Annotated in this window: 9 protein-coding genes; 5 read left to right on the forward strand and 4 right to left on the reverse strand. The window is 68.7% G+C overall.

The annotated features are described in order from the left end of the window. The first annotated feature begins 82 nt into the window (after positions 1–82). Positions 83–1,132: a hypothetical protein gene (locus ACS5PK_RS02785; RefSeq protein WP_439438756.1), complete on the forward strand. Its 1,050-nt coding sequence runs from the start codon at positions 83–85 to the stop codon at positions 1,130–1,132. Positions 1,133–1,181: 49 nt separating this feature from the next. On the opposite strand, the gene ACS5PK_RS02790 is transcribed toward ACS5PK_RS02785, so the two are convergent. Next, complete coding sequence (locus ACS5PK_RS02790) at positions 1,182–1,994, reverse strand: substrate-binding periplasmic protein (protein WP_439438757.1); 813 nt, start codon at positions 1,992–1,994, stop codon at positions 1,182–1,184. A 147-nt stretch (positions 1,995–2,141) separates the two neighbouring features. On the opposite strand from ACS5PK_RS02790, the gene ACS5PK_RS02795 reads away from it, so the two are divergent. The 3 genes from ACS5PK_RS02795 to ACS5PK_RS02805 all read left to right on the forward strand — a co-directional run bounded on the left by ACS5PK_RS02795 (position 2,142) and on the right by ACS5PK_RS02805 (position 7,581). Next, complete coding sequence (locus ACS5PK_RS02795; protein WP_439438758.1) at positions 2,142–4,211, forward strand: UvrD-helicase domain-containing protein; 2,070 nt, start codon at positions 2,142–2,144, stop codon at positions 4,209–4,211. A 156-nt stretch (positions 4,212–4,367) separates the two neighbouring features. Then, a complete protein-coding gene (locus ACS5PK_RS02800; protein WP_439438759.1) occupies positions 4,368–5,501 on the forward strand; it encodes a Fic family protein in 1,134 nt (377 codons plus the stop codon). Between the two features lie 100 nt (positions 5,502–5,601). After that, positions 5,602–7,581: a PEP/pyruvate-binding domain-containing protein gene (locus ACS5PK_RS02805; RefSeq protein WP_439438760.1), complete on the forward strand. Its 1,980-nt coding sequence runs from the start codon at positions 5,602–5,604 to the stop codon at positions 7,579–7,581. A 113-nt stretch (positions 7,582–7,694) separates the two neighbouring features. Here ACS5PK_RS02805 and ACS5PK_RS02810 read toward each other — a convergent pair whose 3' ends face one another. Continuing rightward, positions 7,695–10,019, reverse strand: a complete 2,325-nt coding sequence (locus tag ACS5PK_RS02810) for an alkaline phosphatase D family protein (RefSeq protein ID WP_439438761.1) — start codon at positions 10,017–10,019, stop codon at positions 7,695–7,697. A gap of 78 nt (positions 10,020–10,097) precedes the next feature. Continuing rightward, the gene (locus ACS5PK_RS02815) at positions 10,098–11,609 is read right to left on the reverse strand and encodes an OmpP1/FadL family transporter (protein ID WP_439438762.1); all 1,512 of its coding nucleotides are present in this window, start codon (positions 11,607–11,609) and stop codon (positions 10,098–10,100) included. 252 nt (positions 11,610–11,861) lie between these two features. Here ACS5PK_RS02815 and ACS5PK_RS02820 point away from each other — a divergent pair, with 252 nt between their 5' ends. Continuing rightward, a complete protein-coding gene (locus ACS5PK_RS02820; RefSeq protein ID WP_439438763.1) occupies positions 11,862–12,554 on the forward strand; it encodes a lysoplasmalogenase in 693 nt (230 codons plus the stop codon). Here ACS5PK_RS02820 and ACS5PK_RS02825 read toward each other — a convergent pair whose 3' ends face one another. Continuing rightward, positions 12,555–13,412 carry a LytR/AlgR family response regulator transcription factor gene (locus ACS5PK_RS02825; RefSeq protein ID WP_439438764.1) on the reverse strand — a complete coding sequence of 286 codons (858 nt, stop codon included), beginning with the start codon at positions 13,410–13,412 and terminating at the stop codon, positions 12,555–12,557. Between the last annotated feature and the right edge of the window lie 19 nt (positions 13,413–13,431).

Consider the following 13,431-nt stretch of genomic DNA (forward strand, 5'->3'; position numbering starts at 1 on the left):
ATCGCAATACGGGCTTGTATCCAGCTGAAAAGGGGGGGGGCGCGAACCGGCGTCGGCGCTTACATTTACGCCTGCAATCCGTATGAACGCTCCGCTGCCCGAAGGGCCGGCCACCGCGCCCCCCGATCTCGACTCACCCCTGCATGTGCTGCCGGTGGGCGAGCGCCTGGGCGTCTGGCGCATCGTCGAGGACATCCAGGTTTGCGCCTCTGGCCACTGGTACCGGGGCGAGCACTCCATGGCACCGGAGCAGCAGGTGGCCGTGCTGGTCTATGAGCAGTCTGCCGATGCCGCGCTGGTGCTGCTGCGCTTCGCCGAGGAGCAGCCGGGCTTGCAGAGCCTGCAGCACCTGGACATCTCCCTGCCCCAGGACAGCGGCCTTACCGCCGACGGCCTGCCCTATGTGGTGCTGCGCTGGATGGAGGGCACGCCCCTGCTTCCCGCGGCCGCCGAGCTGCCGCTGCGCAAGCGTCTGGAACTCATCTGCGATCTCTGTGACCTCCTGGAGGTGTTGCACGAACACGGTCAGGTCCTGCGCGAGCTGGACCCCGGCACCTTGTGGCTCTCGCCCCAGCAGCGCCTGCGCCTGATGGGCCAGGGCCTGGCACCGATGATGGCCGTCGAGGGCCCGGGCGATTTCGGCTACAGCTCGGCCGCCATCCCCCTGCTGGCCCCAGAGCAGCTGGATGGTCAGCCTCCCCACCTGGCCAGCGAGGCCTATGCGGTAGGCATGCTCATGTGCCTGCTGGTCAATGGCCGGCTGCCGGGCAGTGACAGCCTCATCGTCGGCCACCTGGGGGCCCCGGTGCATTCGCTGGCCGCCTGGGTCAGCCTGAGCCTGGGCGAACGCCAGGCCCTGGACGCCATGCTGAGCAAGTCCACCGCCTCGAACATGATGGAGCGCTACACCTCGGCCAAGGCCCTGGCGGACGACGTCCGTGCCTGGTTGGCCGGCGAGGTGCCCGCGCCGTTGCCGCCCACGCCCACGCTGTCCATGCCGCGCATCAAGCCCAGCCGCAAGAAGACGCCGCCGCGGCCGCCCTGGCGTCAGTGGCTGCTGCCGAGCATCTTGGCGGGGGCGCTGGGCGTGTTGGGCCTGGCGCTGTGGGCGGTGAGCCACCTCCGCAACTGAGACCATGGCCGGGCTGGGCCCGGTTCTGGGGTGCGCACGTCGCCACTGTTCAAGGGATGAAGGCCTTGCCCGGCGCTCGGCCGAGTGCGCTGCGGGCACCTTCGGGCTCAGGCAGCCCAACCCCCCATTTCTGGTTGAGCCGGGGCCACTCGCCGCTGCGCCGCAGCAGCTGCAGGGATTGTTCCAGCGCTTCGCACAGGGCCGGCCCTGGCGGCTGTCGGGAGCAGGCGAAATGCCCGCGCAACTGCCCGATGGCGGGCCCGTCTACCGGCCCAAGCAGCGGCAGGCCCAGGCTGGCGAGCACCGGCTGCGTGTTGCGCTCGTTCGTGGCCAGCAGGGTGACGCGGCCGGTGCGCAGCATGCGCAGGCCGGTCTCCACATCGCGCACGGTGGTCAGGCGCAGCAGGGGGCGGGCTTGCTCAAAGGCTTCGCCATAGGCCCAGCCAGCCACCTGGGCGATTTCCAGACCGGCCAGGGCGCGGTAGTCACCCTGCCAGATCGTGCGCGCCGCGGGGCCGCCGTAGAACACCAGGCGATCCTCGTAGAAGGCCGAGGGCGCGAAGGTGAAACGCTGCTCACGCTCGGGCGTGCGGTAGGGGCCGATGAGGACCTGCGCCTGCCCGTGCTCGACCATGGCCTGGGCTCGCGACCAGGGATAGTGCTCGAAGCGGATCTGCCAGCCGCGCTGCTGGGCGACGGCCTGAAGCAGGTCCACTGCCAGGCCTTCCGGCGGGTTCCCGGCCAAGGGCATGAACAGGCGGGGAAAGCTGGTGCCCACGGCCAGGATATCCTGCGCCGAGCAGCTCGACGCCGCCCCCGCGAGGCACAGGCCCGTCACCCACACCCGCCAGCATCCCTTCATGAGGATCCTTCCCTGTTCTGGTGGGCTGATCATAGGGAGGGCCGTGGCGGCTGTCAGCCATGGTCATGACGGGGGATGAGCCTGTCAGGGCCGGCTTGTATGATGCGCGGCCCGGTGCCGAGGGCGCCGGACCTGCCTCCTGCTGCCATGTCCGTCGATCCCACCTCCACCCTGAATCCCGCCCAGCTCGAAGCCGTGCACCACCTGCACGGGCCCTGCCTGGTCGTGGCTGGCGCGGGCTCGGGCAAGACCCGCGTGATCACCACCAAGATCGCCCGCCTGCTGCAGGCCGGCTACCAGGCCAAGAACATCGCCGCCATCACCTTCACAAACAAGGCCGCCCAGGAAATGCGTGAGCGGGCCAAGGGCCTGGTGGGCGCGCGGGCAGCGAAGGATCTGGCCATCTCCACCTTCCACTCCCTGGGCGTGCGCCTGCTGCGCGAGGAGGGCACGCGGGTGGGCCTGAAGGAACAGTTCTCCATCCTGGACAGCGACGACGTCCTGGGCGTGCTGCGCGATGCCGGCGGCACCACCGACGCCAATATGGCCAAGCAATGGCAGTGGACCATCTCGCTGTGGAAGAACATGGGCCTGAACGCCGAGATGGCGCTCAAGGCCGCCAAGGACGAGCAGGAGCGCGTGGCCGCCGTCGTGATGGGCCGCTACCAGGAGCGACTGGCGGCCTACCAGGCGGTGGATTTCGATGACCTCATCAGCCTGCCCCTGAAGCTGCTCACCGAGGACGCCGAGGCCCGTGGCAAGTGGCAGGACACCCTGCGCTACGTGCTGGTGGACGAATACCAGGACACCAACTCCGTGCAGTACGAGCTGCTCAAGGCCATCGTGGGTGAGCGCGGCATGTTCACCGCCGTGGGCGACGACGACCAGAGCATCTACGGCTGGCGCGGCGCCACCATCGAGAACCTCAAGCGCCTGCCCGTCGACTACCCCAATCTCAAGATCATCCCCCTGGAGCAGAACTACCGCTCCACAGGCGCCATCCTGCGCGCGGCCAACAACGTCATCGAGACCAATCCCAAGCTCTTCCAGAAGAAGCTGTGGAGCGAGTACGGCGACGGCGAGCCCATCGCCCTGGTCGAGGCCGATGGCGAGGAGCACGAGGCCGAGCGCGCCGTGGCCCGCATCCAGGCCATCCGCGCCAGCCTCGGGGCCAAGGTCAAGTTCGCCGACTTCGCCATCCTCTACCGCGCCAACCACCAGGCGCGCATCTTCGAGCAGGCTCTGCGCCGGGCCGAGATCCCCTACAAGGTCAGCGGCGGCCAGAGCTTCTTCGACAAGAGCGAGATCAAGGACCTCTGCGCCTGGCTGCGCCTCTTGGTCAACCAGGACGACGACCCTGCCTTCCTGCGCGCCGTCACCACGCCCAAGCGCGGCATCGGCCACACCACGCTCGGCGCGCTGAGCCAGTTCGCCGGCAAGTGGAAGATCAGCATGTACGAGGCCCTGTTCTCGGACTCGCTGTCCACCGTGCTCAACAAGAAGGCCATCGGTTCCCTGCACGAGTTCGGCCGCTACCTCAACGACCTGGAATACCGCGCCCGCCACACCGAGGGCGCCGAGGACGCCAAGACGCTGATGCTGGAGTGGCTCAAGGACATCGGCTACGAGCAGCACCTCTACGACAACGACGAGAACGAGAAAGCCGCGGCGGCCCGCTGGAACAACGTCCTGGATTTCGTGGACTGGGTGGCCAAGCGCTGCGGCGGCCAACTGGCACAGGACGGCGGCACCACCTTCGAGGAACCCAAGCAGACCGTGCTGCAGGTGGCGCAGACCATCAGCGTGATCCTCTCGCTGTCCGAGCGCGGCGAGGAGCAGGACCAGGTCGTGCTGACCACCCTGCATGCCTCCAAGGGCCTGGAATGGCCGCATGTCTTCCTGGCCGGCGTCAACGAGGGCCTGCTGCCCTTCAAGGCCGACGACGAGGAGATGACCGCCCAGCGCCTGGAGGAAGAGCGCCGCCTCATGTACGTGGGCATCACCCGCGCCCGCACCACGCTGGCGGTGAGCACCCTGCGCCGGCGCAAGAAGGCCCGCGAGATGGTGATGGGCATCCCCAGCCGCTTCATCGCCGAGATGCGCCTGCACGAGTCCGGCATCAAGGAAGACCCGCGCGAGAAGCTCAAGCGCATGCGGGAGGAACTGGCGGCGAAGGCGGCCGCAGCGGCGGCGGCGGCGAAGCAGAACGAGCGGTGAGGGGGCTGCTGCCCGTCATGCGAGGGGTGCCGCGCCCTGCCGGTGCTGCCGGCGCCTTCGCTTTGCGCAGACAATGCTGCCACCCCCAAGCGCGGCTGCAGTTCGGCCTGCTGGCATCGCATGATCCCCCCGCCCTGCGGCAGGAGCGCGCCCCGCATGAGATTCGAGACCTTTGTTGCCGGCCAATGGATGCCGCGCTACCAGTACAAGAGCTTCGAACCCACGCCCATCAACGGTGAATGGCAGTGGGAGGACCCGCACATCGCTGTGCTGCTGGAGCAGGCGAACCGGGCGCTGGGGGAGCTCAACGCCTTTTCGCTGATCGTTCCCGACGTCGATCTTTTCATCCAGATGCATGTGGTCAAGGAGGCGCAGACCTCCAGCCGCATCGAGGGCACGCAGACCGAGATGGACGAGGCCCTGCTGCCCGAGGAGCAGGTGCTGCCCGAGAAGCGCGATGACTGGCGTGAGGTGCACAACTACATCGACGCAGTGAACACGGCCGTCGCCGCACTGGCCGAGCTGCCGCTGTCCAATCGCCTGCTCAAGCAGACGCACGCCACGCTGATGCAGGGTGTGCGCGGCGAGCACAAGCAGCCGGGCGAGTTCCGCAGCAGCCAGAACTGGATCGGCGGCTCCAGCCTCCAGGACGCCGCCTTCATCCCTCCACATCATGAAGGCGTGGCCGAGCTGATGGGCGATTTGGAGAAGTTCCTTCACAACGAGGCGGTGGCCGTGCCGCACCTGGTGCGGATCGCGCTGGCGCACTACCAGTTCGAGACTATCCACCCGTTCCTGGACGGCAACGGGCGGATCGGGCGGCTGATGATTCCGCTGTACCTCGTGAGCTGCGGCATCCTGGCCAAGCCCTCGCTGTACCTCTCAGACTTCTTCGAGCGCAACCGGGCCAGCTACTACGACGCCCTGATGCGGGTGCGGACCAGCCATGACCTCATCCACTGGATGCGATTCTTCCTGAGCGGCGTGGCCGAGACCGCACGCAAGGGACGGGATGTGTTCCGGGCGGTCCTGCAGTTGCGCACTGAAGTCGAGCAGCAGGTGATGAGCCTGGGCAAGCGAAGTGCGACCGCCCGCGAGGCGCTGCACCTGCTCTACCGCAAGCCTGTGGTCACGGCCGGGCAGCTGGTGGCGGAGCTGGGCATCAGCACCCCAACGGCCAACGTCTTGATCCGCGAATTCGAGCGTCTGGGCCTCCTGCGCGAGAACACGGGGCGCCAGAAGGGGCGCGTCTATGTCTTTGATCGCTACCTCAGCCTGTTCGTAAGTTAAAGGAAATGCGTTTTCTTTAATTTAGAGGGTGCACAAAGTAAACATGGTGTGGATCGTTCGCCGGCCCGCACTGCTTCCAAGCACAGCAACTTCCTGCCTCATGTCGTTTCGACTTTGTCTTGCCATCCTGCCTCTGGCCGCTGCCATGGCCGCCATGGGCGCCGCCCACGCCCAGACCGAATCCAAGCCCTCCGCCCTCGTCGCCCAGCGCATCGGTCGGCCTCAGCTGGCGTTGGCGCCCGACCCCGCGCCCTTCCTGGAGCAACTGCCCGACCGCGCCAGCTTCGACCGCATGGCCCGTGTCTATGACCCCGGCACGCCAGAGGCGCAGCCGCATGTGCTGTTCGTGATCGACCGGCAGGCGGCGCAGGGCAAGGCCTACTTCGTCAACACGCGCCGCTATGCCCTGCACGAGGACTTCCTCAAGGCCCGCCATCTGGTGACCAGCTGGGAGCCCGGCGTGCGCACGCGGCTTTACCAGCAGCCGCAGCGGCGCTTCATCCTGGGCATGGTGAGCTGGCAGCCGCAGCTCAAGGGCTTTGTCTACGAATTCTGGGAGGGCGACCGCCAGACGCCCGAGCTGCTGCGCACGGCGCAGGCGGTGCTGGCTCGCGACATGAGCTTCGCGCCCCTGCGCTTCAAGGCCAATGCCGCCCAGCACGAGCAGGTGGCGCAGGAGGCCGGCATCGAGGCGGTGACGCAGGCCCAGCTCATCGCCGGCCGCAGCGCGCTGGCCTACAACCCGGGGCGTGCCTTCGGCCGCCTGCGCCTGGTGGAGGACATCGAGCAGGTCGACGACCTGGCGCCGCAGGACATCGTCGTGCTGCGCGAGGCCCCGCTGGCGCTGCCGCCGGTGGCCGGCGTGATCCTGGCCTCGCCTTCGACGGCACTTTCGCACGTCAATCTGCTGGCCAAGGGCTGGGGCATTCCCAACCTGTACCTGAAAGATGCATGGACCCAGCTGCAGGGCCTGGACGGGCAGATGGTGTGGCTGGACGTGCGACGCGGGAGCCATGTGATCGAGCCTCGCACCGAGGCTCCGGCCGGCTGGCGCCCGGTGGCGCGCCAGGCCAAGGCCCGGCTGCTCAGTGCGCCGGACCTGCGCCGCCAGCAGCCCCTGCCCCTGGCGCAGATGCGGCTCAAGGACATGAGCGCCTGTGGCGGCAAGGCCGCGCGTCTGGGCGAGCTGCACTGGCTGCAGTCGCAGGGCCGCCTGCCGGGCACGGCGCCGGTGCCGGACGGCTTCTGCATTCCCTACGGCGCCTATGCGGCCTTCATGGCCCAGCCGGCGGTGAAGGCGCGCGTGGCCGCCGCCCTCGCGGAAGGCGGCTTCGAGGGCAGCCCCGGCCAGCGCCGTGCCGTGCTGGCCAGCCTGCGCGAGGACCTGCTCGCCATGCCCCTGCCCGCAGGCCTGGAGGCCCGATGGGAGCAGCAGTGGGCGCAACAGCTGGACCGCGCCGGCGTCTTCGTGCGCAGCTCCTCCAACTCTGAAGACCTGGCCAACTTCAGTGGCGCCGGGCTCTACAGCACGGTGCCCAATGTGCGCGCCGAACTGGCCCGCGCGGTCAAGACCGTCTGGGCCTCGGTCTGGAATGCCGAGGCCTTCGAGGCGCGGCGGCAGGCGGGCCTGCGCCATGAGCAGGTGCAGATGGCGGTCCTGGTGCAGAAGGCCGTGGACTCGCGCATGTCCGGCGTGATGATCACCCGCGATCCCTTCGATGCCACGCGCAGTGGCGTGGTCTATGTCTCCGCCAAGCGCGGCATCGGCATCAAGGTGGTGGAGGGCAAGCGCATCGCCGAGCAGGCGCTCTACGACGAGCGCAGCGGTGCGATCGAGCGGCTGTCCAGCTCGGCGGAAAGCACCGAGCTGCGCCTGGACGAGTCCGGTGGCCTGAAGGAGGTGGCCGTGGCCTCGGCCGCCGTCCTGCAGGACGCGCAGGTGCTGGCACTCTCGCGCCTGGCCCTGGCCATCCGCCGCGAGCTGGGCGGCGCGGAGCAGGACATCGAATGGGCCATCGACGGCGAAGGGCGGCTGGTGATGCTGCAGGCGCGACCCTTCGTGCAGCGCAGCGCCTACTGAGCACCTACTGAGCGCCTGACGGGGTCAGGTCTTGCCTTGCGGCTTGCGTACCCGCGCCGCCATGAAAAAGGGCTGCCCGAAGGCAGCCCCTTGCATGAGCGGGTCGCGGGGACTCAGCTCACGGTCAGCGTGGCGCTGCCGCTGGGCACGCGCACGGTCTTGACGCTGGCGATGGCGTCCGTGGGGGCGGCGCCGCCGACGAGGCGCTTGACCTTCTTGAACTGGCAGACCAGCTCGGTCTTGGACAGGCTCACCACCGCATAGCCCTGGGCATCCGTGTCCGCATGCTTGATCCAGGGGTTGTTGAGGGCGGGGGCAGCGCCGGTCGTGGCGTTGGCCAGCGGGTTCAGGCGCTTGACGATCTCGCTGGAGGGCACGGCGGCGGGCGGGATGCCCAGCGCCGCGGCCAGCTTCTGCTGGATCAGGCCGTACAGCGTCATCGCCGCTGCTGAGCGGCTGGTCGCGGCCAGCATGGCGATGGTGTTGGCGATCACGCCGCCCATGCCGCCGGTCAGCGTCTCGTCGAAGGTGTTGATGATGGCCGTGGACAGGCCCGGCGTCGGCTGCACGGCCGCTGCCGGGATCTTGCCGGCACCGACGGCCCCCATCACCGCAGCCTGGATGGCGGCCGTGTTGCTGAGGTCGGTGACGCCGGCCGCCTGCGCGATGGCCACGGACAGCATCTTGATGGCGATGCCCTCGGCCTCGGCCTCGCTGGTGGCCACCAGGGGCTTGAGGTCGCTGAAGCCCGGCTGGCTGGCGGCGCCCAGGAAGTAGCTGAAGAAGCTGTTGGAGGACATGCCGGCGGTGACCAGGTCCACCATGGCGGGCACCGGCGTCGCGGCCTTGTAGTCGACCATCACCTGGCCGGCGTAGAAGGCGTGGATGTCGCCGGTGACGGCCACCACATTGCCGATCTTGTTGTCCACGATGTGCTTCATCAGCGCCTGGCGTTCGGCGTTGTAGCCGTCCCACTGGTCGGCGTTCAGGATGAAGCGCTGCTTGAAGGCTGCGGGGGCGGTGGGCAGGGCTGCGCCATCCACGCTCATCTTCAGCAGCGAGGTCTCGTTGCCCCAGATCTTCCACTGCGAGGTCGAAGCCGTCAGGGTCTGCAGGAACCACTGGCGCTGCGCGGCGCCCAGCACGCTCACCAGGCCCAGCGGGTCGGGCAGTTGCTTGCCGGCGGCCAGCTTGGCGGCCTCGACGGCGTTCAGCGTGGTCTCGGGCACCATGTAGCGGGCGCCGATGGAGCCGATGGCCTGGCCGGTCAGCGGGCTGGGGGCGGCCTCGGGGATGAGGTGGTCGGCGCGGTAAAGGCGCTGGTCCGTCATCACCAGGTGCATCAGCTTGCCGAACTTGAGCTCGCGGTAGATGCGGATGTTGCTGATGCCGTAGCCGGGGTCCAGCGTGAAGCTGACGTCGGCCGGCATGAACTCGAACCAGGCCTGGCTGGCCGAGCGGCGGCGCGAGGTCTGGGCGGTGTTGTCGCCCACCGAGGTGGCGGCGTTGAACGTGCCGTTGTCGTAGGTCTCGCGGTCCTGCCAGCAGTCGTCGGAGAACTCGTGGTCGTCCCAGATGGGCACGAAGGCGAAGCGCTCGTGCACGGCCTGCAGGCGCGGGTCGCTGCGGTAGCGCTTGTAGAGGTAGCGGTAGTCGGCCAGGGTGGTGGCGTACTTGCCCTTGCCCGGCAGGTCGGAGCCATTGGGCAGCAGCAGTGCGGTGTGGGCGGGCTCGACGGCACCGGCTTGGTAGTCTGCACCCACGGCTTCGTAGATGTAGTCGCCCAGGTGCACGATGAAGTCCACCGGCTCCTTGGCCAGTTCGACCATGCCGGCCCAGTGGTTCACGCTCCAGTCCTGGCAGGTGGTGAAGGCGAACTTGAGGCTGTCGATGTCGGCATCGGTCGCGGGGGCGGTCTTGAAGCGGCCCACCTTGGAGCGGCTGTCGCCGGCCTGGAATTGGTAGAAGTAGGTGGTCGCCGGCTTCAGGCCGCTGATGCGGTGGCGCAGGGTGTTGTCGTAGAAGGCGTAGACGGGCACTTCCAGGTCAGCGTCAAGGCTGCCGGCCAGGGCGGTGTTGCTGCCCAGCAGGGCGCTGTTGTCGGCCGCGGTGATGCGCAGGCGGACCTTGAAGTTGGCATCGACGCTGCTCGGCGTGATGTCATCGGCGCCGGCCGGCACCACGCGGGCCCACAGCAGCACGCCGTCGCTGCGGGGGTCGCCCGAAGCCACGCTCTGCGGGAACTTGTAGGCACCGCTGGCGGAGGCGGTCTCGGGCAGCGGGGTGTTGCTGCCTGGGAAGGTGGGGGGCAGGGGCAGCACGGTGCTGCCGTTGTCGCCACCGCCCATGCAGCCGGCGAGGCCGCCCAGGGCGGAGGAGGCGGTGATCAGGGCGCCGGTCTGCACGACCGATCGGCGCAGGAAATTGCGACGGTCCATGAGGGACTCCATTCAGGATGAGGGCGGGAGCGCCAGGGCTCCCGCGGGGTCAGGTCTTGTCCGGATGAGGGCCGGGGCTCAGAAGCTGTGGTTCAGCTGCAGGCCCAGGGTGGTGGCCTTGGTCTGGTAGTTGCCGCGTACGGTGGCGTTGCTGCAGTTGCAGGGCTTCTCGCCTTCACCGTCGTCGGTGATGGACATGGGGGCGTCCTTCAGCTTGACGTAGCCCAGGGCCAGGTCGACGCTGGTCTGCGCGTTGAACTTCCAGTTCAGGCCGAAGGCCAGCCAATCGCGGTCGGAGTCAGGCAGGGCGGCACCACGGTACTGGCCCTGCACCGGCGATTTGTCACGGGCGGCGCCAGCGCGCAGGGTCAGCTGTTCATTGAACTGGTACTGGGCGCCGAAGGAGGCACGCCAGACGTTCTTCCAGTGCTCGGGCGTGATGGACGGCGGCGTGGTGCTGTCGAACTTGATGCGCAGCTCTTCCAGCGCGGACTGGCGGTGCCAGGTGGCGTCGGCCATCAGGGCCCAGCGCTTGTTCAGCTGGTGGAAGATGTGGAAGGACAGGGAGTCCGGTGTCTTCACCTCCAGGCTGGCGCCGGAGTCGTTGTGGTCCAGCTTGCCCTTGCCGTCATAAGGTGCGCCGGTGGCGGCGGCCAGCACGTTGGCGGGCAGGGTGGCCGGCTGGGTCCAGTCGGCGCTGCCCTTGAGCTTGTGCCGGATGCCTGAGCGCCAGGCCACGCCCACGCGGGTCTGCTCGTCCAGGTCCCACAGCAGGGCCAGGTTCATGCCCAGACCCCAGTCATGTCCCTTGACGTGCACACCGCCGTCGAACACCGGGTTGGCATAGACCTGGGCGGCCTGCTGCTGCAGCTGTACCGCGATGCCTGCAGCACCAGCGGCGGCGGCCTGCTGGGCGGCGGCCAGCAGGCCGGCGGCGTAGGCGTTGCCATAGGGCACGGCACGCTTGATGTCACCGTGCATGTACTCCAGCGTCAGACCGGCGGACACCGAGAACTGCTTGGCCGGCTTCCAGGCCACGTTGGGGTTGAAGGCCAGGGACTTCAGCTCCACGAAGTTGACGTTGTAGCGGCCGCCCCAGTCCGGGCGGTAGTCCAGCTTGGCGCCGGAGGGCACGAAGATGCCCAGGCCGTAGGCCAGCTCGTCCGAGGCCTTGTAGGCGCCGTAGAGGTGCGGCACGAAGGTGGCCTTGGTCGGTTCGACCACGTCACCGGCCACCGAGGTGGCCTTGGGCTGGAAGCCCGAGCCGGGCAGGCTGATGTAGGAACCGGCGTCGGTGAACTTCACCTTGGGGTCCACATAGTCCAGCACGCCGCTGACATGCCAGCCCTTGCCGAGGCGGGTCAGGCCGGCGGGGTTGGTGAAGATCGTGCTGGCGTCGGCGGCCTCGGCGCCGTTGGAGTTGGCCGTGCCCTCGGCGGCGGCGCTCTGGGTGCCGAAGCGGTAGCCGGAAGCCAGAGCCTGGCCGGCGCACAGGGCCAGGCCGGCCAATGCGAGCAGGCCCAGGCGGGGGGCGGAGCGTTGAGAGCGGTCGGCGTGCGTGCGCGCGCCAGCCTGCGGGATGCGGTGCATGGAGGTCTCCTCTTGTCGTTTGTGCCGGAGAGCGACGGGGCGCTGTCCGGGATCACATGGGAGACCGATTCTGCGAAGGCTTTGTTGCAACTCAGCGAGGGAAAATGCCGGGGCTGTCGCTCGCCGCCGACGATTCACGGCGGATTAGAGACTTGTCTCCAGAGCGACAATGTGCTGGGCAGCCCCTTCCCCGAGGCGCTTGCGGGCTAACCCCGGCGCCCGCAGGCTCGGCGCGCGGCCAGAATGCCGGCCATGCGATCTCCCTTTCTGCTGCCCCTGCTCATCCTGGTGTCCGCCTGCATTGCCATCGCCTCGCTGGGCGGGCTGGGGCTGAGCCCGGAACTGGGCTTCGCGGCCAAGCCGCTCACCACCATCCTCATCCTGCTGTGGGCCTGGCCCCGCGGCGCGGACAGCCCGCAGGCGGCGCGCTGGCTGCGCTGGGGCCTGCTGTTCTCCCTGGGAGGCGACGTGGCCCTGCTGTGGCCCGAGGCCGGCTTCCTGCCGGGCCTGGTGAGCTTTCTGGTGGCCCACCTCTGCTACATCGTGGGCTACTGCCAGCGCTCGCGCTTCGGCCGGCCCTGGTGGCCTTTCCTGCTCTATGCGCTGGTGGCTGGCGCGGTGCTGCACCGGCTGTGGCCGGGCATTCCGGGCGATCTGCGGATTCCCGTGCTGGTCTATGTGGGCTGCCTGGCCAGCATGGCTTCCCAGGCCTGGGCCTGGTGGCGCAGCAGCATGGGCGGGCCTGACGAGGCCCTGGCTCGGCGCGCGGCCTGGGGCGGCACGCTGTTCCTGTTCTCGGACGCGATGATCGCGATCAACAAGTTCGCCTTCGCTGGCCAGCTGCCCCACGCCACGCTGCTGATCCTCAGCACCTACTGGCTGGCGCAGTGCTGCTTCGTGGCCAGCCTGCGCCCGGCGGCCGCGCCGGGCGAGGCCCAGGGCTGATCACATGCCCTTGAAGAGGTGGGTGTAGCTGCGGCTCACCTCGAGCTTCTCGGTGAGGCCCTTGATGGCCACCAGCTGACGGCCGCGGAAGTCCCGGCTGATGCCGGCGATGGCCTTCACATTGACCAGGGTCGAGCGGTGGATCTGCCAGAACAGCTGCGGGTCCAGTTCGTCCACCAGCTCCTTGATGGGCTTGCGGATCAGGGCCTCGATGCTGGCGGTCTGCACGCGGGTGTACTTCTCGTCGGAGATGAAGAAGAGCACGTCCTCGACCGGGATCATCTGTATGGTCTGGCCCACGGTGGCCTGGATCCACTGCAGGTACTTGGGCGCGCCGCCCGGGTTGAGCTGGGCCGAGAGCTTGTGCAGCAGCTGCTGCATGGGCTGGCCGGCGGGTGGCTCGGTGGATGCCGGGGCGTCGTCGCCGTCGGCCTCGTCGCGCTGGGCCAGGCGCTTCTTGACCCGCGCCACGGTGATGGCCAGGCGATCGCGCTCTGCAGGCTTGAGCACGTAGTCGGCCACGCCCTGCTCGAAGGCCTCGACGGCGTACTGGTCGTAGGCGGTGATGAAGACGATCTCCGGCACCAGCCAGCTGTCGTCGTCAGGGAGCTGGACGATCTGCCGGGCGGCATCCACGCCGGTCAGGCCAGGCATGCGGATGTCCAGGAAGACCAGGTCCGGGCGGTGCTCGCGGCACAGCTCCACCGCCTCCAGCCCGTTCTTGGCCTCGGCCACGATGTCCAGCTCGGGCCAGACCTCCATCAGCCGGCTGCGCAGCTGCTCCCGCATCAGGCGTTCGTCGTCGGCCAGCACGGCGCGGATGCGGCCGTCGGCGCTGTCATGAGTGGTGTCGTTCATGGGCGGGATGCTAAGCGCG

The organism is Roseateles sp. DB2 (assembly GCF_051857535.1).
In the GTDB taxonomy this organism is placed as follows: domain Bacteria; phylum Pseudomonadota; class Gammaproteobacteria; order Burkholderiales; family Burkholderiaceae_C; genus Roseateles_B.